Origin of the sequence: Micromonospora sp. NPDC048999, from assembly GCF_040649295.1 — a bacterium.
Lineage (GTDB): Bacteria > Actinomycetota > Actinomycetes > Mycobacteriales > Micromonosporaceae > Micromonospora.
This window is the reverse complement of the sequence record NZ_JBEZFI010000004.1, coordinates 231,533-252,408: the sequence shown is the minus strand read 5'-3', so window position 1 is coordinate 252,408 and position 20,876 is coordinate 231,533. Positions and strand designations below refer to the sequence as shown.

At 71.7% G+C, this 20,876-nt stretch carries 19 protein-coding genes, 2 tRNA genes and 1 pseudogene; 10 read left to right on the top strand and 12 right to left on the bottom strand.

All coding sequences use genetic code 11. The features are described 5' to 3' along the window. Positions 1-19 precede the first annotated feature (19 nt). Positions 20-1,315, bottom strand: coding sequence for a sugar transferase (locus AB0C02_RS09120; protein WP_357542884.1), 1,296 nt, complete (start codon positions 1,313-1,315; stop codon positions 20-22). A gap of 449 nt (positions 1,316-1,764) precedes the next feature. Continuing rightward, complete coding sequence (locus AB0C02_RS09115) at positions 1,765-2,835, bottom strand: LCP family protein (RefSeq protein WP_357542816.1); 1,071 nt, start codon at positions 2,833-2,835, stop codon at positions 1,765-1,767. Positions 2,836-3,015: 180 nt separating this feature from the next. Between AB0C02_RS09115 and AB0C02_RS09110 the strand changes: the two genes are divergently transcribed. Next, positions 3,016-4,035, top strand: coding sequence for an expansin EXLX1 family cellulose-binding protein (locus AB0C02_RS09110; RefSeq protein WP_357542814.1), 1,020 nt, complete (start codon positions 3,016-3,018; stop codon positions 4,033-4,035). A 43-nt stretch (positions 4,036-4,078) separates the two neighbouring features. On the opposite strand, the gene AB0C02_RS09105 is transcribed toward AB0C02_RS09110, so the two are convergent. From AB0C02_RS09105 to bcp, 4 genes are all read right to left on the bottom strand, one after another. Beyond that, a complete protein-coding gene (locus tag AB0C02_RS09105) occupies positions 4,079-4,612 on the bottom strand; it encodes a GNAT family N-acetyltransferase (RefSeq protein ID WP_357542812.1) in 534 nt (177 codons plus the stop codon). Between the two features lie 57 nt (positions 4,613-4,669). Further along, positions 4,670-4,755 (bottom strand) — tRNA-Leu (locus AB0C02_RS09100). Then, a complete protein-coding gene (locus AB0C02_RS09095; RefSeq protein ID WP_357542811.1) occupies positions 4,726-5,685 on the bottom strand; it encodes a helix-turn-helix domain-containing protein in 960 nt (319 codons plus the stop codon). The genes AB0C02_RS09100 and AB0C02_RS09095 overlap by 30 nt, the downstream gene beginning before the upstream one ends. 31 nt (positions 5,686-5,716) lie before the next feature. Further along, a complete protein-coding gene (gene bcp / locus AB0C02_RS09090) occupies positions 5,717-6,187 on the bottom strand; it encodes a thioredoxin-dependent thiol peroxidase (RefSeq protein WP_357542809.1) in 471 nt (156 codons plus the stop codon). Between the two features lie 161 nt (positions 6,188-6,348). On the opposite strand from bcp, the gene AB0C02_RS09085 reads away from it, so the two are divergent. Genes AB0C02_RS09085 through AB0C02_RS09070 form a run of 4 tightly spaced genes read left to right on the top strand, consistent with a single transcriptional unit; the run spans position 6,349 to position 9,024 of the window. Continuing rightward, positions 6,349-7,068, top strand: coding sequence for an energy-coupling factor ABC transporter permease (locus AB0C02_RS09085; RefSeq protein ID WP_357542807.1), 720 nt, complete (start codon positions 6,349-6,351; stop codon positions 7,066-7,068). Next, on the top strand, positions 7,065-7,469 hold the full coding sequence (locus tag AB0C02_RS09080; protein WP_357542805.1) for a PDGLE domain-containing protein: 405 nt from the start codon (positions 7,065-7,067) through the stop codon (positions 7,467-7,469). Before AB0C02_RS09085 ends, AB0C02_RS09080 begins: the two co-directional genes overlap by 4 nt. 14 nt (positions 7,470-7,483) lie before the next feature. Continuing rightward, entirely contained in the window at positions 7,484-8,254 is a 771-nt protein-coding gene (gene cbiQ / locus AB0C02_RS09075) for a cobalt ECF transporter T component CbiQ (protein ID WP_357542803.1), read from the top strand. Next, a complete protein-coding gene (locus tag AB0C02_RS09070; protein WP_357542801.1) occupies positions 8,251-9,024 on the top strand; it encodes an ABC transporter ATP-binding protein in 774 nt (257 codons plus the stop codon). Before cbiQ ends, AB0C02_RS09070 begins: the two co-directional genes overlap by 4 nt. 12 nt (positions 9,025-9,036) lie before the next feature. Here the strand turns inward: AB0C02_RS09070 and AB0C02_RS09065 are convergent, their stop codons facing one another. Genes AB0C02_RS09065 through AB0C02_RS09055 form a run of 3 tightly spaced genes read right to left on the bottom strand, consistent with a single transcriptional unit; the run spans position 9,037 to position 11,433 of the window. Beyond that, positions 9,037-10,197 (bottom strand): hypothetical protein, encoded by a 1,161-nt coding sequence (locus tag AB0C02_RS09065; protein WP_357542799.1) that lies wholly within the window; start codon positions 10,195-10,197, stop codon positions 9,037-9,039. Then, positions 10,194-10,916: a thioredoxin domain-containing protein gene (locus AB0C02_RS09060; protein WP_357542797.1), complete on the bottom strand. Its 723-nt coding sequence runs from the start codon at positions 10,914-10,916 to the stop codon at positions 10,194-10,196. Before AB0C02_RS09060 ends, AB0C02_RS09065 begins: the two co-directional genes overlap by 4 nt. Then, complete coding sequence (locus AB0C02_RS09055) at positions 10,909-11,433, bottom strand: MauE/DoxX family redox-associated membrane protein (RefSeq protein WP_357542795.1); 525 nt, start codon at positions 11,431-11,433, stop codon at positions 10,909-10,911. Before AB0C02_RS09055 ends, AB0C02_RS09060 begins: the two co-directional genes overlap by 8 nt. Before the next feature lie 364 nt (positions 11,434-11,797). Between AB0C02_RS09055 and AB0C02_RS09050 the strand changes: the two genes are divergently transcribed. The 3 genes and pseudogenes from AB0C02_RS09050 to AB0C02_RS09040 all read left to right on the top strand — a co-directional run. After that, positions 11,798-13,477, top strand: a complete 1,680-nt coding sequence (locus AB0C02_RS09050) for a copper resistance protein CopC (protein WP_357542793.1) — start codon at positions 11,798-11,800, stop codon at positions 13,475-13,477. Between the two features lie 17 nt (positions 13,478-13,494). Then, positions 13,495-14,229 (top strand): YcnI family protein, encoded by a 735-nt coding sequence (locus AB0C02_RS09045; RefSeq protein WP_357542791.1) that lies wholly within the window; start codon positions 13,495-13,497, stop codon positions 14,227-14,229. Positions 14,230-14,900: 671 nt separating this feature from the next. Beyond that, a pseudogene (locus AB0C02_RS09040) lies at positions 14,901-15,194 on the top strand (hypothetical protein); the annotation flags it as partial. Positions 15,195-15,485: 291 nt separating this feature from the next. Here AB0C02_RS09040 and AB0C02_RS09035 read toward each other — a convergent pair. Next, a complete protein-coding gene (locus tag AB0C02_RS09035; protein WP_357542789.1) occupies positions 15,486-16,742 on the bottom strand; it encodes a glycosyltransferase family 87 protein in 1,257 nt (418 codons plus the stop codon). A gap of 73 nt (positions 16,743-16,815) precedes the next feature. Between AB0C02_RS09035 and orn the strand changes: the two genes are divergently transcribed. Then, positions 16,816-17,406, top strand: a complete 591-nt coding sequence (gene orn, locus AB0C02_RS09030; protein WP_357542787.1) for an oligoribonuclease — start codon at positions 16,816-16,818, stop codon at positions 17,404-17,406. A 101-nt stretch (positions 17,407-17,507) separates the two neighbouring features. Further along, positions 17,508-17,583 (top strand) — tRNA-His (locus AB0C02_RS09025). Between the two features lie 348 nt (positions 17,584-17,931). On the opposite strand, the gene AB0C02_RS09020 is transcribed toward AB0C02_RS09025, so the two are convergent. Next, a complete protein-coding gene (locus tag AB0C02_RS09020) occupies positions 17,932-19,245 on the bottom strand; it encodes an Ig-like domain-containing protein (RefSeq protein WP_357542785.1) in 1,314 nt (437 codons plus the stop codon). Between the two features lie 215 nt (positions 19,246-19,460). Further along, positions 19,461-20,750, bottom strand: a complete 1,290-nt coding sequence (locus tag AB0C02_RS09015) for an Ig-like domain-containing protein (protein WP_357542783.1) — start codon at positions 20,748-20,750, stop codon at positions 19,461-19,463. Positions 20,751-20,876: the final 126 nt, after the last annotated feature.

The following is a 20,876-nucleotide window of genomic DNA, read 5'->3' as shown; positions in this document are numbered from 1 at the left end:
CCCGGCCGGCGTGGACCGGTCAGCGACCGCCGCCGCGGAACACCTCCCCGACCGTACGCAGCAGCACCTTGGCGTCCAGCCACAGCGACCAGTTCTCGATGTAGTAGTTGTCGAACCGGGCGCGGTCCGAGATTGGGGTGTCCCCCCGCAGGCCACTGACCTGTGCCAGCCCGGTGAGCCCCACCGGAACCCGGTGCCGCATGGCGTAGGCCGGGTATTCCGCGGAGAACTTCTCCACGAAATACGGGCGCTCCGGCCGCGGCCCGACCACGCTCATGTCGCCCCGCAGGACGTTCCACAGCTGCGGAAGCTCGTCCAGCGAGGTACGCCGTAGGAAGCGGCCGATCGGGCCGACCCGCCGGTCGTGCGCGATCGACCAGTTCGTCTGCGACTCGTGCTCGTCCGCTGGGCGCATCGACCGGAACTTGATGATGTGGAACGGCTTCCCGTGCCGGCCGATCCGCACCTGCCGGAAGAACACGCCAGGCCCGCCGTCGATGAGCACGGCGAGCGCGCAGAGCAGCAGGACAGGGCTCAGCACGAGCAGCGCCACCAGGGCAAAGATCACGTCCGAGGCGCGCTTGAGCGCCCACCGGGGGCCGGAGAGCGTGGTATCGCCAATCTTGACGATCGGAAACGCTCCAATATGGTCGCCGTGCGATCGGGAGCCCCAGAGCCGGGGCACCGCCCAGAGGTCGCAGGCTGCGGTCGCGGGTCGGCGCAGCACCTCCATCAGCATCGGCTCCGGGCAGTTCGGGTCGGCGATGATGAGGACCTCGCACTCGACCATCGCCACCAACTGCTCCAGCTCGTTCAGACCACCGATCAGCGGGTGAGTCGCCGTCCCGGTGCCCGGCGAGGTGTCGACGCAGCCGACGAAGCGCAGGCCGTACTGCGGGTAGCGGCGCAGCAACCGGGCAAGCTCCACGGCGGTCGGCCCGCCGCCGATGATGATGGCGTTGTGCTCCACCCACCTGCGCTTACGGGCGATGATGGCGAACTCCCGGGTGACCACCCGCCCCACGATCACCAGCCCGGCGGCGAAACCCACCCCCCGCACGAAGCCCAGGACATACTCCGCCGACTCGTGCCGCAGGGCCGCAATCATCGCCACCACCGCCGCCGAGGCGAGCAGTCGCCCGCAAAGACTCGGCAGCTCGTCCAGGATGCTCACGTGACGCCGCGCGTGGTAGAGCCCACCGGCCGTGAAGAAGGTGACCGTCAGGCCGGCCATGACCAGGGTCCCGTGCCAGTACCGATGCGTCGTCAGCAGCGGAGCCAGCAGTGCGGCGACATCGACCGGCCCGGTCATCATCCACGCCCGTAGCGCCCGGGTGCGCCGGGAGGCCCGGGATCCGGCGTACGGCAGTACCGCCGTGGTGTCCAACCCTGGCCTGGCGGAGCGGGGCGCGGACGACCTCCCTCGGGCCGCCGGGATCACCGGTGTGAGGCTTCGACTCTGGCCGTCGCCGCTCCCGGTCGACAGCGGCTCCTCGCCAGGTTCCTCCGTGCCGACTATGTGGTCGCCCACCGCCGGTTGCTGTGACACTGGTGTTCCTTCCCCCGTGGTGCCCTGGCTCGGCCATTCCCGCTGCCGGGGCGAACGCAGGATACGGCCGGGCAGACGAGGGCACCAGAGCCGGCCAGCCAGTCCGATGCCCTACTTCCCGCCGCTTATGATCATGGTGCGATGCCGACGGAAACGGGGCGGTGGATCGTTCGACCCGCCGCCCCGTCACGCCTCCGATCCGCCGTCTGGCGGGGTCACTTCCGGGCGTACAGCTTGATCTCCTCGACCGAGTCCCGGCGCACCGCGTCGTAGCAGGTCTTCACCCGGCCGGCGTCGGCGAACACCACGCTCTGGTCGCCGACCCAGCCGGTGCCCTTGGTCGGGCTGGTGAGGAACGACAGGTTGTTGCCCCGCACCCCGCGCATCTGGCTCGCCATGTCCAGCAGAGACATGTTCTTGTCCACCGACACCGACTTCGACGTCGCCTTGAGGAAATCGTTCAGCTTGGTGGGGCTGGTGAGAAGCCCGCCGGAGGCGGCCTTGTCCAGGATCGCCTTGATGACCTGCTGCTGGTGCCGAATGCGGGCGAAGTCGCCGTCCGCGAACTGCTTGCGCTGGCGGGAGTAGTCGAGTGCCTCCTCGCCGTTCATCAGCTGCGGCCCGGCCTTGAAGGCGCGGTACGGCGGGTGGATCGAGGTGAACGACTTCTCCACATCGACGTCCACACCGCCGAGAGCGTCGATGATCTCCTTGAAGCCGCCGAAGTCGATGAGCGCCACGTGGTCGATCCGGACCCCGGTGAACTTCTCCACCGTCTGCACCATCAGCGGAGTGCTGCCCCAGGCAAAGGCGGCGTTGATCTTCGCATCCTGGCCGCCGTGTCGGCCGTCCGCCGAGCGAGGGATCGGCACCCAGGTGTCGCGGGGGATCGAGATCAGCTGTGCGCTCGACCGATCCGCCGGGAGGTGGGCCACGATGATGGTGTCGGTCCGCGAACCGGCGGTTTTCTCCGGATCGCGGGAATCGCTACCCAGGATGAGCAGGTTCTGTGCTCCCGTGGCCCCGACCGCGGGGCGCTCCTCCTCCGGGACACCGGTGAAGGCGTCAACCCGGTCGATGCCCGACTCCACCGACTTCAGGTAAAACCCACCGGCGATGACGCCGCCACCGACGAGCAACACCACCACCAGCAGCACGATCAGGGCGATACGCCGGCCGCGGCGGCGACGCGGAGCCGGGGCGGACGACTGCTCCGTGCCATCGGGATCCACTTCGGACGCCGAGCGGTGCGTGTCGTAGTCGGCGAGCTGCTGTCCATCTGACATGTGCGCGATGCTACTGACTCGGCCGCCAGCCCGGTGACCCTCGTCCGGTCGGACAGCCCGACCATCCGACCGGAACCTGGCCCGCTCGCTGGCGGGGGCCCGCCCCGGCGGCACGCAGCAGCCAGAGCTTCCGCTCAGCCCGCTTGTCCGACGCTGTCTCGTCCGGCAGCATCGACCGGCGTGACCGAAGGTAGCGCTCGCAGCGGCCCGCCGCCCCCCGCCGTGGATGGCAACCGGCCCGCGCGGGTCGGGCCGGGCCGCCGCCGCGCCGCCCCCCGCCCCCGCCGCCGCTGGCTCGCCGCCGGCGCGGTCGGCGCGCTCGCCGCCCTGCTCGGCGTGGCTCTCGCCGTACGCGGTGGCGCCGCCCCCGCCTGCGCCGCGCCCCGCGCGCTGCCCGCAGCCCTGCCCGGGGCGCTCGCCGGACCGCCGCTCGGCGACACCGTGCGGACCGGCAAGGCGACCTTCTACGACTCCAACGGGGCCGGCGGCAACTGCTCGCGACCAACCGCGCCCGCCAACCAGCTCTACGTCGCCCTCGGCCCCAACGAGTACGCCTCCGGCGCGGCCTGCGGCGGCTTCCTCGACGTCACCGGCCCGAAGGGCACCGTCCGGGTCCTCGTCATGGACCAGTGCCCCGAGTGCGAACCCGGCCACCTCGACCTCTCCGCCCAGGCGTTCGCGCGGATCGCCGACCCGGTGCAGGGCATCGTCAAGGTCACCTACCGCGCGGTGGTGAACCCGCCCCTGCCCGGCCCACTCACCTTCCGCATGAAGGAGGGTGCCTCGCAGTGGTGGTTCGCCGTCCTCGTCGGCGACCACGGCAACCCGCTGCGCTCCGTCGAGGTACGGCAGGGCGGCAACTGGCGCGCGGCCGTCCGGCAGGACTACAACTACTGGCTGATCGACTCCGGCGCCGGCCCCGGGCCGTACACCATCCGGGTCACCGACGTGTACGGCCACCGCGCCACCGCCACCGGCCTCCGGATGCTCCCCGGCCAGGTCCAACACAGCACCGTCCGGATGTACGGCGGCGCCTCCGCCACCCCGTCCCGGTCGGCGACGCCCACCCGCTCGCCGTCCGCCCGGCCGAGCCCCCGGCCGTCCGCGTCGACCAGCCCGCCGACCCTCGCCGCGTCGGCCGTGGTGGACCCGCCCGTCGCCTCACCCACCGCCGCCGAGGTGGTACGCGCCGGCTGCTGAGGGTGTGCCGCCGGTGTCCTATGGACCTGATGGCGTAGCCGACTCACGCCGCATTCAGGTCGAGCCACATGAATACCTCGTCCCGGTCGTCGCCGGGGGCGAGGCGCAGCGCGGCGGGCAGCCGGCCCACCTCGCGGTAGCCGAGCCGGCCGTAGAAGGCGCCCAGGCCCAGGCCGTCCCGGACCGTCACGTGCAGCGCCGCCAGACCCAGCTCCCGGCCGATTCGCTCGGCCTCGCGCATCAGCGCGGCGCCGTACCCGCGGCCCTGCGTGTCCGGGTGCACCATCACCCGCTTGAGCGTCCGCCAGTGCGTCGTCAGGTGGAACCGGTTGTCGCAGATGACCAGGATGCCGACGAGGCGATCCCCCTCGTAGCCGACGAGCAGCCGGTCCGGGCCGTCGGCGATGCCCGCGAAGGCCTCCTCGGCGACGGGACGGACCTCGGCCGCGGTCACCGGGGCGACGAAGCCCACCGCGCCGCCGGCGTTGGTGACCTCCACCCAGAGGGCGACGATCTGCTCGCGCAGCTCGGGGGTGAGTACGGGGTCGAGGACGAAGCGCAGGTTCACGCCGGCCATCCTGGATCAGCCTGGTCCCGACGTCATGGGATCGTGACGCTCACGACAGGGCTGCTCTGGTGCGGGAGAGGGGATTCGAACCCCCACGTCCTTTCGGACAATAGGACCTAAACCTACCGCGTCTGCCCTTTCGCCACTCCCGCAGACCCGCTGATTCTAGAGCGTCGGGCCTCGGCGGTGGCGAGGCCCGCCTCCCGCAATATCAGCTGCACCGTCTGGTGGCTGATCACCGGCCCATCGTCCGACGCCTCCGTCAGTCGTCGCGCGATTTTCCGCGCACCAGACTCTGGGTGAGCGAGAGCTAAGCGGACGACAGCCTCCCGGAACCGTCGCCGGACCGGGCGGTCAGGAACGCGTGGTGGGGGCGCAGTGCTTCCCGTCGCCTCCCAGCGCCGTCGCATCCTGCTGACGATGTCGCGGGAGATTCCGAGGCGCCGGGCGGCCTCCGCTGAGGTGAGGTGGCCCGCCGCGACCTGGCTGATCAACGAGGCCACCTCCTGCTCGGCAAGTGGCGTGCTGGGCCTGGCCGGCCGGGTTAGCTCCCTCGTGATGTCATCCGCTTCCGAGTCAGGAGCATCGTGAGGCGGGTTCTGCGTCGCCAGATCCCAATTCTTTTTCCGCCCGGCATACGTGGCTGTCTGGCTGTGGCAGTTCGGGCAGAGCAGGCGCAGGTTGGGTGGGCGATTGTCGAGAAAGTCGCCGTTGATGTGGTCGACGTGCAGGACCAGCGGGGCCCCTTGCCACTCCGTGTCGACACCGCAGACCTCGCATTGCTCGGGAAGGCCGATGGACGCCAGCGCTCGCTTCAGGCGGAATCCCGGGGTCCTGCGGGCATCGGGTTCGAGTTTTCCCAGCACCGCCGCGGAGGGCCGGCGTGCTCCTATGCGCCCCTTGTTGTGCACGCTGCCGGTGAAGTGTGATGTGTCGATGCCGAAGAACTTGAGCTGTCGGCTGATGTGTGCATGGGACCCACCGCTGATTCGCACACCGAGCGCGCGCATCACTCCGGTGATGCTGTGTGCTTCGGCGGCAGCCTGGGCGAGCGCCTCCGGCGTGTACTTGTACCGAACCACGCACGGAACGTAGCGGCCCGGTGTGACAAGTTCAGTCCAGGCCGAGGTCGCGGCGGAGCTTGGCGACGTGCCCGGTGGCCTTGACGTTGTAGAGCGCCCGTTCGATCTTCCCGTCCTCGTCGATGACGAAGGTCGAGCGGATCACCCCGGTCACCGTCTTGCCGTAGAGCTGCTTCTCGCCGTACGCGCCGTACGCGGTCAGCACCGCCTTGTCGATGTCGGCGACCAGGGGGAAGGTGATGACGTCCCGGTCGCGGAACTTGGCCAGCTTCTCCGGCTTGTCGGGGGAGATGCCCACCACCTCGTAGCCGGCGGCCTGGAGTGAGGCGAGCGAGTCGCGGAAGTCGCACGCCTGCTTGGTGCAGCCGGGCGTCATGGCGGCCGGGTACGCGTACAGGATGACCTTGCGGCCGCGCAGGTCGGCCAGGGTGAGCGTGCCGCCGCTGTCGGTCGGGAGGCTGAATTCGGGGGCGGGGTCGCCGGGGCTGAGGCGGTCGGTCATGGCGCAGACGATACCGCCATGCCGCCGTCCAGAGGCGGTGGCGACGCGCCGCCCGCGTGATGATCACCATGGCTTGTTGCAAGGGATTGGCAACAACGGTCGGCCACAAATAAGCTCACCGGTGTCGGCGTGGAACGTCCCGCCGCGCCCCGGGAGGTCGCGTGGAAACCCTGGCGATGCACATCTCGAACGGGATCATCGACGGTCCCGTCGCCGCGATCTTCGCGGCGCTGGCGCTCGCCGTGCTCGCCTTCTGCGTACTGCGCGGGCGTCGCGACCTCGACGACCGGCTGGCGCCGATGGCCGGTCTGGTCGCCGCGTTCATCTTCGCCGTGCAGATGCTCAACTTCCCGATCTTCACCGCCGGGGTCAGCGGCCACCTGCTCGGTGGCGCCCTCGCCGCGCTGCTGGTCGGCCCGTGGGTCGGGGCGCTCTGCGTGGCTGTGGTCCTGGTCGTGCAGGCCCTGATCTTCGGCGACGGCGGGGTGGCCATGCTCGGCCTCAACATCACCAACATGGCGCTCCTCGGCACCGCCGCCGGCTACCTGCTGATCGCGCTGCTGCTGCGGGTGCTGCCGCGTACCCCGGCCGGCCTCGGCCTCACCGCTTTCGTCTCCGCGCTGGTCAGCGTGGTGGTCGCCAGCCAGGGCTTCGTCGTGGAGTACTGGCTGGGCGGCACCACCGACCTGGGCGGCAACCTGGTCGGGCTGGCCGGCACGATGGCCGGTGCCCACCTGTTGATCGGCATCGGCGAGGGCCTGATCACCGCGACCACCGTGGTCACCGTCGCCAAGGTCCGCCCCGACCTGGTGTACGCGCTGCGTGCCTTGAAGCCGGCCGCGCCGGCTCCCGTCGTCTCGGTCGCCGGAGGTGCCCGATGAGCAAGCGTTCCTGGCCCTTCCTTCTCGGCGGCCTGCTGGTCGCCCTGCTGCTCGCCGGCGTGGTCAGCAACTACGCGTCGTCGCACCCCGACGGGCTCGACGCGTCCCTGTTGAAGGGCTGCACGGTGAACGCCGACGACGAGATCACCGGCGGCAGCTGCCCGGCCCAGCAGGCGAAGGAACACGAGCTGGGCGGCCCGCTGGCCGACTACGGCGTCCGGGGCGTGACGAACGGCTTCCTCTCCACCGGCCTGTCCGGCGTGATCGGAGTGCTGCTCACCTTCGCCCTGGCCGGCGGCCTGTTCTGGCTGACCCGCCGCCGTGGCGCCGGCCCGCGGGCGACGTCCGACGCCGGTTCCGACGCGATGCCGCACCCGGCCCGCGCCAACCAGGCCGGCTGAGGAGGTACGTCGTCATGGGTGCCGGGCATGCGCACGTGCTCTACCGCGAGGCGACCTCCCCGGTGCACCGCCTCGCGCCCGAGGTGAAGATCGCCGCGATGGTGCTCTTCACCGTCGTCGTGGTCGCCACCCCCAGGGAGGCGTACTGGGCCTTCGGCGGGTACGCCCTGCTGGTCGCCGTCGTGGCGGCGCTGGCCCGGGTCGGGCCCCGCTGGCTGCTCAGCCGGGCGCTGATCGAGCTGCCGTTCGTGCTCTTCGCGTTCGCGCTGCCGTTCCTCGGCGCCGGGGAGCGGGTCGAGGTGGCCGGGCTGAGCCTGTCCGTGGACGGTCTGCACGGCGCGTGGAACATCCTGGCCAAGGGCACCCTCGGCGTACTGGCGTCGCTCCTGCTGGCGGCGACCACGACGACGCGGGACCTGATCGTCGGCCTGGACCGGCTGCGCTGCCCGCAGATCCTCACCCAGATCGCCACCTTCATGCTGCGCTATCTGGACGTGCTGGTGGGCGAGGCCCGGCGGATGCGGGTGGCCCGGGTGTCCCGGGGTGACGACCCGCGGTTCCTCTGGCAGCTGCGGGGCTTCGCCGCCGGGGTGGGTGCGCTGTTCCTGCGGGCCTTCGAGCGCGGCGAGCGGGTCTACCTGGCGATGGTCTCCCGCGGCTACACCGGGCGGATGCCGGCGGTTTGGCAGGGCGCGGGGGCGGCCACCGCCGGGCAGTGGGCCCTCGCCGCGACGGTGCCGCTGGCCGCGGCCACCATCGCCGCCGTCGCGGTCGTCCTGACATGATCGGAGATGTGCACCCGCCTGCCTCCCTGGACGTACGCGGCGTCCGGTACGCGTACCCGGACGGTCATGTCGCCCTGCACGGGGTGGACCTGAGCGTGGCGCGCGGGGACCGGGTCGCGCTGCTCGGGCCGAACGGCGCCGGCAAGACCACGTTGGTGCTGCACCTCAACGGCATCCTCACCCCGACCGAGGGCACGGTCAGCGTCGGCGGGCTGACGATCAGCCGGGACCGGGACACCCTCGCGGAGATCCGCCGCCGGGTCGGCATCGTCTTCCAGGACCCGGACGATCAGCTCTTCCTGCCCACCGTCGCCGAGGACGTCGCGTTCGGGCCGGCGAACCTCGGGCTGCGCGGGGCGGAGCTGGCGGCCCGGGTCGACGAGGCGCTCGCCGCCGTGGGGATGAGCGAGCACCGGGACCGGGCGCCGCACCACCTCTCCTTCGGTCAGCGCCGCCGGGTGGCGGTGGCCACCGTGCTCGCCATGCGTCCGGAGATTCTGGTTCTGGACGAGCCGTCGTCCAACCTCGACCCGGCGGCCCGGCGGGAGCTGGCCGAGATCCTGCGCGCCCTGCCGGTGACCCTGCTGATGGTCACCCACGACCTGCCGTACGCGGCGGAGCTGTGTGACCGTTCGGTGATCCTGGACGCGGGCCGGATCGTCGCCGACGCCCCCACTCCCGACATCCTCACCGACGAGTCCCTCCTGGCGAAACACCGCCTGGAACTCCCCTACGGCTTCGACCCCCGCACCGCCGCGCGCCCCTGCTGAGTGCCCGGGGCCTCAGGATTCCGACAACTTCACGGAACCTGCTGGCTCACCGGTTCGGGAGGCAGCATCTTCCCGGAACTTGCGCGGATCTTGAGCGCGCGCTGCGCGGGCGGGGCGGGCGGCGCGGGCGGCCGCGTGGAGGCGGAGGAGGCCGGCGGCGAGCGCGCCGGCGCCGGTGGCGAGCGCCAGCGTGACCATGACCCGGGCCAGGGGTGCCGGGCCGGCAACCGGGGCCACCGAGCGGGACAGCACGGCCAGGTTCGCCACTCCGGCGAAGAGGAGCAGCGCGGCCCCGGCCAGGGCGAGCGCGAAGTCGGCGGCTCCTCGGCGGGCCAGCGCGTACCCGCCGGCGGCCAGCGCGCCGAGCCCGGTGAGCAGCGTCCACAGCTGCCCGCCGACCAGCCCGAGCAGCACCCCGCCCACGCCCTCGGCGCCGGCGTCCAGCGCCCGGCCCACGGTGAGCGCCACCGTGGCGGCCCCGCCGAGGGCGAGCAGCGCGCCGGCCGCGCGCAGCGCACGTACGCCGGCCGTCGTGCCGGCCGGGACCGGCCCGGCCGCGCCGATGAGCAGGAAGCCGAGCGTGGCGGCCACCCACCAGGGGTACGCGTCCGGCGGCGGCACCCAGTCCAGGGTGCCGCGTACCTCGATCGTGTCGTCGCCGGCGCGCACCGGCACCACCCAGTCGCGGATCCGCTGCTGCCGGGTCGGGTCGGCGCTGACCTGCGCCGGGGGCGTCGACTCCAGCCAGAGCGTCCGCTGGTCGTGCCAGCGGGCCGTCGGCCCGTCGGAGATCCGCCGCCAGACCGGCGTCGCCGCCGGGTCGGCCTCCGGCGGCAGGATGTCGCCGGCGATGGTCCGGTTCAGGTACGTGGCGGGGGAGCGGCTGTTCTCGTAGACCCCGCCGGGTCCGATCCGCAGGTACGGCTCTCCGGAGTAGCCGTATACCTCGACGTCCCGCCCGGTGCGGTTGGTCAGCTCCAGCCGGGCCCCTGCCTCGATCATTCGGGCAGTGAGCCCGGGCGGGGCGGGGCTGATCGCGGTGACCTCGGCCCGGTAGTCGGTGCCGTCGGGGGCGTCCGCGGCGTGTGCCGCGGCCGGCGTGGCGGGGACGAGGAGCGCGGCGAGCGCGGCGGCGACCGCCAGCCCCGCCCGCCGCAGTGGGGCCGGGGTCACTTGCCGGCCGCCGCCACCGCCGCCTTGATCCCGTCGGGGTTGCGCTCGGTGTCCGAGAGTTCTCTGCCGTTGACCTTGATGGTCGGGGTGCCGGTGACCCCCGCCCGGCTGGCGTCGTCGGTGACGTGCGCGGTCCACGACTTGTAGGTGCCGGCCTTCACGCAGGAGCTCATCGCGTCCCGGCTCACCCCGACGCTCGCGCCGATGTCGATCAGCTCGTCGTCGCTCAGCCCGGCGCTGTTCTCCGGCGGCTGCTTCGCGAAGAGCGCGTCGGTGAACTCCTTGAACCGCGCGCCCTCGGCGGCGCAGCCGGCGGCGGCCGAGGAGCGGGTGGAGTACTGGGTGGTGGAGAAGCGGTTGAGGTAGGCGACCGGGTGGAAGATCACCCGCACCTTGCTTTCGTTGATCAGGTCAGTGAGGGTCGAGCCGTTGGTGTCCTGGAAATTCTTGCAGGCCGGGCACTGGTAGTCCTCATAAAGGTCGATGGTGACCGGGCCCTGGCCGATGACGATGCCGGTGCCCTCGTGGTTGGCGCCGGCCGGCGCGGTGTAGCTCTTCGACTGCTGGCTGTGGTAGACGGTCCAGCCGATCAGCCCGGCGACCACCAGCAGCGCCGCCGCGGCGACCGAAGTGATGATGGTGCGGGTGCGCCGCTTCTCCCGAGCGATCTGCTCGCGGACCACACGGGACGCGTCTTTACGCCCCTTGCGACTACTCATCCTCGTCCTCCACGGGTGGTTCGCCCGCCAGCCAGCCGTCCAGCGCGAACGGGGTGCGGGGCCAGATCAGCAGGAACCCGGCCAGCGCCAGGAATCCCAGGTCCCGGAGAATCTCCGGGAGATAGCTCGGGGCTTGGCCGGCGCCGAGTTGGCCGCCGCTGCCGAAGCACCCGCAGTCGATGGCCAGGCCACGGGCCCAGGCCGAGACGATGCCGGTGATGAAGATCACCAGCAGCGCCGCGGAGACGCCGGCGGCCAGCCGGGTGGCCAGGCCGACGAGCAGGAGTACGCCGAGCGCCAGCTCCACGAAGGGCAGCGCGGCGCCGATCACCTTCGCCACGTCGTACGGCATCACCTGGTAGGCGTTGACCGCCCGGCCGGAGGCGCCCAGGTCGCCGACCTTGCTGGCGCCGGCGAACAGCCAGACGGCGGCCAGCCCGAGCCGGACGGCGACGCCGAGCCAGGGCCGGAGGGCGGGCCAGCGGCCGGCCCGGGTGCTCGCTGCGATCATGATCATTAGTCGTCCCGGCTCCGAGGAAAGTTCCGTCAACCGGCCAGCGTGAGGTCCGTCGCCGGACCCCGTCCAGCGTCGTGCCCCACGGGAGCGGGGCCGGTGGAGGTGTCGCGCGGGACGGGGATCACGACAGACGAGGTTACGCGGCGTACCGGGGTCCGGCAGGGCCCTTCGGCCCTTTCTATGGTCCCGCCCACGTCGGGAACTTTTTCCCACCGCCCCGCGACTACCCCGTCATGACGTGCGACGACATACCCGTGGCGCGATCGGCGCGACGCCAGGTGCGGTGGCTGCCGGTCGCCCTCGCCGTGGGCCGCGGATGATCCGGGCTCGCCGATCGCCGCATGCGTCAGGAAGCATGTCGGTCATGACTGCTGCCGTACCCCCCCGGCCCGTGGCCGCCGCCGACCGTCGCCGGGCCGCCCGGTGGGCGACGCTCGCCGGCCTGCTGGTCACCCTCGTCGCACTGCTGCTCGCCCCGGCCACGCCGGCCAGCGCCCACGCGGTGCTGGCGAGCACCAGCCCCACCGCTGCCTCGGTGGTGTCCAGCGCGCCGTCGGAGGTGGTGCTGACCTTCAGCGAGGGCGTACGCCAGGTCCCCGGCAAGATCCGGGTGATCGCTCCCGACGGTTCCCGGGCCGACCGGGGTGAGCCGACGTTCAACGGCGCGGTGGTGACCATCCCGGTCGACTCGTCCGGCGCCCGCGGCACCTACCTGGTGAGCTACCGGGTGATCTCGGCCGACAGCCACCCGGTCTCCGGCGCGTTCACCTACTCGGTGGGCGCGCCCTCGACCCCGCCGACGGACTCCGGTACGGACAACCGCGCCAACCCGGTGGTCGAGAACGCGGTCAAGGTGATGAAGGGCGTCGGCTACCTGGGCCTGTTGCTGCTGGTCGGCCCGGCCCTGGTGCTGGCCGCGCTCTGGCCGCGCCGGCTGTCCCGACGGGCGCCGGTCCGGCTGGCCTGGTCGGGGCTGGGCCTGCTGGTCGCCGCCACCCTCGCCGAGCTGTGGCTGCAGGTTCCCTACACCGTCGGGGGCGGCCTGTTCGCCGGAACCGGCACCGCCTTCGGTGACGTGCTGGGCAGCCCGTACGGCATCGCGCACCTGGTCCGGCTCGGCCTGCTCGCCGCGGCGGCGTTCCTGCTCCGGCCGCTCTTCGCCGGAGCGGTCAGCCGTACCGACGGGATCATCCTGGCCATCCTTGCCGGGGCGACGTTGTTCACCTGGCCGCTGGCCGGTCACCCGGCCGCCTCGCCCGCCCCGGCGGTCTCGGTGGCGGTGGACGCGGTGCACCTGGGCAGCATGGCCGTCTGGCTGGGCGGCCTGGTGATGCTCGCGGGCTTCCTGCTGCCCCGGGCCGACGAGCGGGAACTGGACGCCATTCTGCCGATCTGGTCCCGCTGGGCCACCCTGGCGGTCGCCGCGCTGCTGCTCGCCGGCACCGTGCAGGCGCTGATCGAAGTGGCCACCCCGGCGGCCCTGGTCGACACCACGTACGGGCGCCTGCTGCTCGCCAAGATCGGGCTGTTCGTGCTGGTCATCGCGGTGGCGGCGTATTCTCGGTCCCTGGTGCGGCGGCGCGCCGCCGCGGGCCGTCCAGGGTCGATGCGGCGGGCGGTGGTGGCCGAGCTGGCGATCACCGCGGTGGTGCTCGGGGTCACGGCGACCCTGGTGCAGACCACCCCGGCCCGCACCGCCGCCAACGTGGCCGGCTCGTCCGACAACTACTTCGCCGCCACGCTGACCAGCCCGCTCTATTCGTTGCAGGTGGAGCTGGACCCGGCCCGGCGCGGCAGCAACTCGGTCCACCTGTACGCGTACACCTCCGATAATCGACCGCAGCCCGTGAAGGAGTGGAAGGCCACCATCGCGCTGCCGTCGGCCGGGATCGAGCCGATCGACATCCCGCTGCTGGCGCTGACCGACAACCACGCCTACGGAGAGGTCAACCTCCCCGCGGCGGGGGAGTGGCAGGTCCGCTTCACCCTCCGCACGTCCGACATCGACCAGGCCACGGTGACCGCCACCGTGCCGATCAAGTAACGGAAGGCACTAGATCCATGATCCGTCTCCGGCGTCCCGCCGCCGTCGCCACGCTCACTCTCGCGGCCGTCGCCACGGCTGTGCTCGGCCTCGCCGGACCGGCCTCGGCGCACGTCACGATCAACCCGAAGGAGGCCACCCAGGGCGGCTACGGCCGCTTCGCCTTCCGGGTGCCGAACGAGAGCGACACCGCGTCCACGGTCAAGGTCGAGGTGGTGCTGCCGGAGAACGCCCCGGTCGGCTCGGTCTCCACCATGCCGGTGCCCGGTTGGACGGTGCAGGTGGAGAAGCGCAAGGTCGACCCGCCGCTGGAGGTGCACGGCAGCCAGCTCACCGAGGCGGTCGCCAAGCTGACCTGGACCGCCTCCGCGAACAGCGGGGTCAAGCCGGGCGAGTTCCAGGAGTTCCCGGTCTCGATGGGGCCGCTGCCCCAGGTCGACCAGATGGTGTTCAAGGTCCTCCAGACCTACTCCGACGGGAATGTGGCCCGCTGGATCGAGGACCCGACGCCCGGCGGCGAGGAGCCGGAGAACCCGGCCCCGGTGCTCACCCTGACCGCCGCGTCGGCGTCCACGGCGCCGGTCGCGGAGGCTCCGGCGGCCGCCCCGGTCGCCGCGCGCGGTGACGACGACTCCGACGGCGGTGCCGGCACGGCCCTCGGCGTGGCCGGTCTGGTCGCCGGCCTGGCCGGTCTGGCGCTGGGCGGGGTCGCCTTCCTGCGTACCCGCCGGGAGCCCGCGTCGAAGTCCTGACCAGCCGACGTTCGCCGGCCCGACGGATCTTCCGTCGGGCCGGCGCGCTTTCTGCGGTCCTTTGGGTGCTTGCCGTGGATATCCGGCGTTCGTGCGGTTCGCGTCGGTAAGGTCGGCCGGGTAATTGGCTACCGAAGGGGACTACACGAATGCGGTTCGTGCGAACGATCGCCGGCATCCTGCTGTTGACCATGGGCATTCCGGCGCTGCTGGTGGGGGCCGTCCTCTGGACCGCCGCCCGGCACAGCGACCCCAACGGCGGCTTCGGCGCCCGCTTCGAGACGGTTCGCACCCCCGGCCAGGGCATCGTGGTCACCGACGTGGACGACCTGCTCCGCGCGGAGGCGCCCTTCGCCCGTACCGGGCAGGCCCACCTGCGGCTGACCGCGCGTACCCCCGACGGCCCGGCCTTCCTCGGCCTGGCCTCAACCGACGAGGTCGAACGCTGGCTGCGGGACGTCCCGCACGCCACCGTGCGCCGGGTCGCGCTGGCCCGTGGCCCGCTGCCGGTCCGCCTGGAGCCCGCCGGTCCGGCCGCCGCCGGTCCGGCCGCCGCCGTCCCCGCCGGGCAGAGCTTCTGGGTACGCGAGGGGACCGGGGCGCTGGACTGGACCCCGGCCGAGTTCGCCGGCCGGTCGCTGAGCCTGGTGGTGATGCGACCGGACGGTCGCGCCGACCTGACCCTGGACGTGCGCGCCGAGCTACGGGCCGGCTGGCTGCCCGAGATGACGTGGGCGCTGCTCGCCGGCGGCATATTGCTGGTGGTCTTCGCCGTGGTGCTGCTGCTGCGCCCGATCCGCCCGCGCGAGGTGGTCTTCGTGGTCGAGCCCGACCAGGTCCCGGTGCTCGCCGGGCGGCTCGGGGTCACCTCGCTCAGCGGGCTGGGCGCCAGCGCGGCACCGCGCACCCTGCCCGAGCGGCAACTGGTCTCCGTCGGATCGGCAGCCGCCGAGCGAGCCCGGCCGGCGATCGGACCGGTGCCCAGCCGGCGCGCGGAGACCCTCGCGGACCTGCCGGTCCAGCCGGCCTGGTCCTGGCCGTCCGCCTCGACGCCCGAGACACCCCGGCCGGTGGACGATCCCGCCGACGCCTGACGATCCCCGCCCGCGCAACGGCGGATGGCCCTCCGCGCTGCCGACGCGGAGGGCCACTGCCACCGGGGGAATTCGGTGCTACCTGGGAGAAAAATGAGGTAGTTGAGACCAGATTAGCGCCGAACCCGGCTAGTCGCGAGATCTGTCCATTTGGTGAAAGTTTTAGGAGATGCCGGCGCGATCCCCGTCCGGCCGCCGCGCCGGCAGCGCCACCAGCAGCAGCAGACTGAGCAGCACGTACGCGTTGCGGGCGACGAACTCGACGACGTTGCCGGTACGCGTCGGGGTGACCCCCCAGTCCAGGAACGTGACCACCCCGTAGATGCTCACGAAGCCGGTGCCGGCCGCCAGCGTGAACAGCCAGCGCCGCCGCCGGGCGCCCTCCACCGTGTCCCGCCGCTCGTCCAGCCCGGCGCCGACCAGCACCACCACCGCCGGGACGAACCAGTAGACGTGATGGGTCCAGGTGATCGGGCTGAACAGCCCGCCGACCAGACCGGTCAGCGTGAGGCCGGCCAGGGCGTCGCCGGCACGGGCGACGCGCGTGGCCCGCCACAACCCGTATCCGACGACCAACCCGACCAGCAGCAGCCAGGGCAGCTGGCTCGGCCGCTCCGGCGCGGTGAGCCGGCTGAGCAGGCCGAACAACGACTGGTTGCCGGTGTAGTCGGTGCGCCCCACCCGGTCCGTCGCCCACAGCTCGTGGGTCCAGAACCGCCACGAGTCGGCCGGTGCGACCGCCGCGGCCAGCAGGGTGGCCAGCGCCGCGGTCGCCGAGGCGATCACCGCTGCCCGCCAACGTCGGGTGGCCAGCAGGTACAGGATGAAGATGCCGGGAAAGAGCTTGAGCGCCGTCGCCAGCCCCACCCCCACCCCGGCCCAGCGCCGCCCTCCCGGTACGACGAAGAGCAGGTCCGTCAGGATCAGCACCACCAGCAGCATGTTGATCTGGCCGAAGGTGATCGTCTCCCGGGTGCTCTCCGCCGCGAAGACCAGCAGCACGGCCACGGTGACGCTGAACAACGGGGGCAGGTCGTGCCGCTCCACCACGGGCTTCAGCAGCCAACGGGTCGTCACCACCACGCCGAGCACAGTCAGCGCCGTGAAGATCGCCACTGTGGCGCCGAGCGGCAGCAGGGCGAACGGCCGCAGGAACAGTGCCGCGAACGGCGGGTAGGTGAAGTAGAGCGCCCCCTGCACCCGATCCGGCTGGACGTAGTCGTAGAGCGGGTGGCCGGCCGCCCACCAGTCCATCGCCCGCATGTAGATCTTCAGGTCGAAGAAGTCGTGGCCCAGGTTGGGGTGATAGAGCGCCGGTAGCAAGGCCGCGAGCGCCACCACCGTGACCAGGCGACGAGCCGTACGACCGCCCGGATCGTCCTCGGTGACGGCGGGTGGCGCGACGGGTTCGGCGGACACGCAAGAACAACGACGCTCCACCTCCGTCGGGTGCTCCAGGCGCGGGCGGTTCGGCGACGCGTAGTCTGTTCCGGTGGCTGATCTTCTCGTCTGGATCGATTGTGAGATGACCGGGTTGGACCTGGGTCGGGACGCCCTGATCGAGGTCGCCGCGCTCGTCACCGACCCCGACCTGAACGTGCTCGGTGAGGGCGTGGACGTGGTCATCCACGCCGACGAGGCGGCGCTGGACGGGATGCCGGAGATCGTCCGGACCATGCACGGCAAGTCCGGCCTCACCGAGGAGGTACGCCGCTCCACGGTCACCCTCGCCGAGGCCGAGGACATGGTGCTCGACTACGTCACCACGTACGTCAAGGACGCCCGCAGCGCGCCGCTGTGCGGCAACTCGATCGCCACCGACCGGGGCTTCATCGCCCGGGACATGCCCCGCCTCGACGCGCACCTGCACTACCGGATGATCGACGTCTCCTCGATCAAGGAACTGTGCCGACGCTGGTACCCGCGGGTGTACTTCGGGCAGCCGCAGAAGGGGCTGGCCCACCGGGCCCTGGCCGACATCCGGGAGAGCATCCGGGAGCTGGAGTACTACCGGCGCACCATCTTCGTCCCGCTGCCCGGCCCGGACATCGACAGCGCCAAGGCCATCGCCGCCCAGCTCTGAGCCGCCGCCGGCCAGCCCGGCCGAACCCGGTGGACGGGGCTCCCAGAGGTGTGGCTATTATTAGTCCGCGCCCGCCCGGGTCGACCGGCGCGGAGAGCATGGTGGCTGTAGCTCAGTTGGCAGAGCACCGGGTTGTGGTCCCGGGTGTCGTGGGTTCAATTCCCATCAGTCACCCCAGCAGTCAGGCCCCCTCACTTGAGGGGGCCTGACGCGTTGTAGGGGACTGGTAGGGGAAAACCGCGGGCGCCGGGGATCCGACTGATCCTCGGCGCCCGGCTCGAACGCTGCCCGGCTGATCCGGAGCGGTTACTTGCAGCCCAGGGCACTCTGGTACCCGGGCGGCATGTCACGGCCGCGCCGCCAGGCGACGAGAAAGGTCTCGGCGACCACGTCCGCCGCGTCCTCGGGTTGCGCGACGCGCGCTACCTTCCCCCGCGTTCGGGAAGGGCCCCCTCGATGACGAAGACCCGAGAAACGTAGGAGCCCTCTCCGTCCGGAGAGGGCTCCTACGTGACTACGCGCTGGTCAGGTGGTCGGCGTGGCGCTGGGCTCGCCCGTGGTGTCCGGGTCCGGGCTCGGGCTGAGATCGTCGTCCGGCTGCGTCGGCGGCTCGTACGGCAGGGCGCTGCCCTTGACGTACTCGTCCCAGCTCATGTTCCAGTCGGTCCAACCATTGCCGTTCTGGAGCTTGCGTTCGGTGCCCTTGACGGTGATCGGGTCGCCGATCCGGGTGTTGTTGAACAGCCAGGCGCCGTTCGCCATCGAGACGTTCACGCAGCCGTGCGAGACGTTCTGCCGGCCCTGCTGACCCTCCGACCAGGGGGCCGCGTGGATGAACTCGCCACCCCAGGTGAGTCGCTGGGCGTAGTCGATCTCCGCGACGTACCGGTTGTTCGGGTCCGGCTCGTTGCGGGTGTCGAAGACCGTGTGGCGCTTCTTCTCGATCACCACCATGGTGCCGCTGGACGAGGGGGTGGACGGCTTGCCGAGGCTCACCGGGATCGTCTTGATCACCTTGCCGTTCTTGGTGACCGTCATCCGCTTGTTGCTGTTGTCGACCGTCATGACGAGCGACGCGCCGATCTTGATGTCGACGGTCAGGTCGGCGCGGCCGTACCAGCCGTCGCCGAGGGGCAGCCCGCCCGCCTGCACCCGATAGGTCACCGTGCTGTTGGCCGCCCAGAACTCCTTCGGCCGGTAGTGCACCTCGGTCGGGCTCACCCAGTGCCAGATGCCCTCCTGGGCCGGCTTCGCGGTCACCGTCATCCGGCGCTGCAGGTCGGCCCGGTAGTCCTCCGGAATGGCCCGGCCGAACTTGACGATCAGCGGCATGCCCACGCCGACGACCTGGTTGTCGCCGAGGAAGCTGCTGATGTTGACCTGCTTGGCGGGCTTGGCCATGGTGGTGAAGGTGCTGGTCGCCGTCGCCGGCTTCCCGTCGTCGCCGGTCGCGGTCACCGTCGCGGTGTACGTCTGGCCGTACTTCAGGGCACCGGCCGGGAGCCAGCTCTTCCCGTCGGCCGCGAGCTCGCCCTTGACGGCCTTGCCTGCGGAGTCTTTCAGCTCGACCGTGGTCTCCGTCGCCTCCTGCGTGGTGAAGGAGATGGCGGTGGCGGCCGGCACGTCCGTGGAGTCGGCCTTGGGCTCGGCGATGGTGGCCGTCGCCTTCGGCGGGCTCTCGCTGGGGCTCTGCCAGCTGGACGGCTGGTCGCCGCCCTTGCTGCCGGTGCAGGCGGTCAGCGCCATCGCGGCGGCGAGCACCGCGGCCGCGAACATCCGGCGTCGCCCACGGCGGCGGGTGGCACCGGACCGGATCAGCTCGTCCTGGCTAGCTCGCATGATTCCCTCACAGTCGTGATCCCGGGCCCTCGTCCTCTACAGACGTGCGGGGATGGATACCCGTTGCCGGGAGTGAATCGAAACACTCAATCGCAGAGTAACGATTCCGATACGGTGCGACACGTCGCGAGCATCTCGCATCCAGCCCCGGCCGCCGGGGTGTGACCGGCGGCCCAACTGGATTCGACGACCCGCTCGGGCCGCGTCGCCCCAGCTTAGAAGGCCGGCTCGGCCCCGCCGTCGGGGACCGGCAGCGCGCTGCCCGCGACGAACTGCGACCAGCTCATGTCCCACGCCGTCCAGCCGTTGCCCGGCGCCAGTTGCCGCTCGGTGCCCTTGACGATGACCGGGTCACCGACCAGGGTCCGGCCGAACAGCCAGCGGGCGTTCGCCGTCGAGACGTTCACACAGCCGTGCGAGACGTTCTGCCGGCCCTGCTGACCCACCGACCAGGGCGCCGCGTGGATGAACTCGCCACCCCAGGTCAACCGCTGGGCGTACTTGATGATGTCCGTGACGTACCGGTTCCGTGGGTCCGGCTCGTCCCGGGTGTCGAAGATCGTCGACTCCTTCTTCTCCATCACGACCAGGGTGCCGCTGGAGGAGGGGGTGCTCTTCTTGCCCAGGCTCACCGGCATCGTCTTGACCAGCGCGTCGTTCTCGTACACGCGCATCTGCTTGGTCGCGTTGTCGACCTTCATCTCGAACTTGCGGCCGATCTTGGCGGTCGCGCTCCGGTCGACGTTGCCGTAGCGGCCGTTGCTCAGCGGAATCCCGGCCAACGCCACCCGTACGCTGATCGTCGTGCCCGGCTGCCAGTACTCCGGCGCCCGGTAGTACGCCTGGGTGCCGTTGTCGACCCAGTGCCAGGCGCCCGGCTGCGGCGGGTCGGTCTGCACGAACATCCGCTTCTGCACCGCGGCCCGGTCCTTCTTCGGGATGCCCGGCGAGAACTCGGCCACCACCGGCATCGCCACGCCGTACGTCACGTCGTCGAACAGGTACAGCCCCGAACCGATCATCGACTTCGGCTTGGCCATGGTGGTGAAGGTGCTGGTGCCCTCGTGGGTCTGGCCGTCCGTGCCGGTGGCGGTGACGGTGGCGGTGTAGCGCGTCGCGTACTTCAACGGCGCGGACGGCACCCACGACGAGCCGTCGCGGCGCATCCGGCCCTGGACCGTCTTGCCGTTCGCGGCGGTGAGGACGACCGTCGACACCGTCGCGCCGTCCGGGAGCTTCGCGCTGATCTCGCTGCTGACGGGGCGGCCGGCCGAGCCGTCCGCCGGGCTCACCGCCAGCGGCGGCGCGTCCGCCTGGGCCGGCCCGCTCGTCTCTGTGGGGCTGGTCGCGGGCGCGGTGGCGGACCCGGTGGCGACCGGGTCTGTCGACTGCCCGCCGGGCACGAACGCCGGCTTCTTCTGGTCGTCACCGCATCCGGTCAGTGCCAGCGACGCTGTGAGGACCAGAGCGCTCATTACCGCCCCGGCCCGCGCGAACCTGCCCATCCCCACCCCTGTCCTCGCGTGTCTGGCGCACATCGTGCCGTAACACCGCCATTGCCTCGGGCCCCTTGGCCGGCGTGCTGGGAGGTTCTGTGCCGGTTTCAACCGTAAAGCTCGACCGAAGAGGGG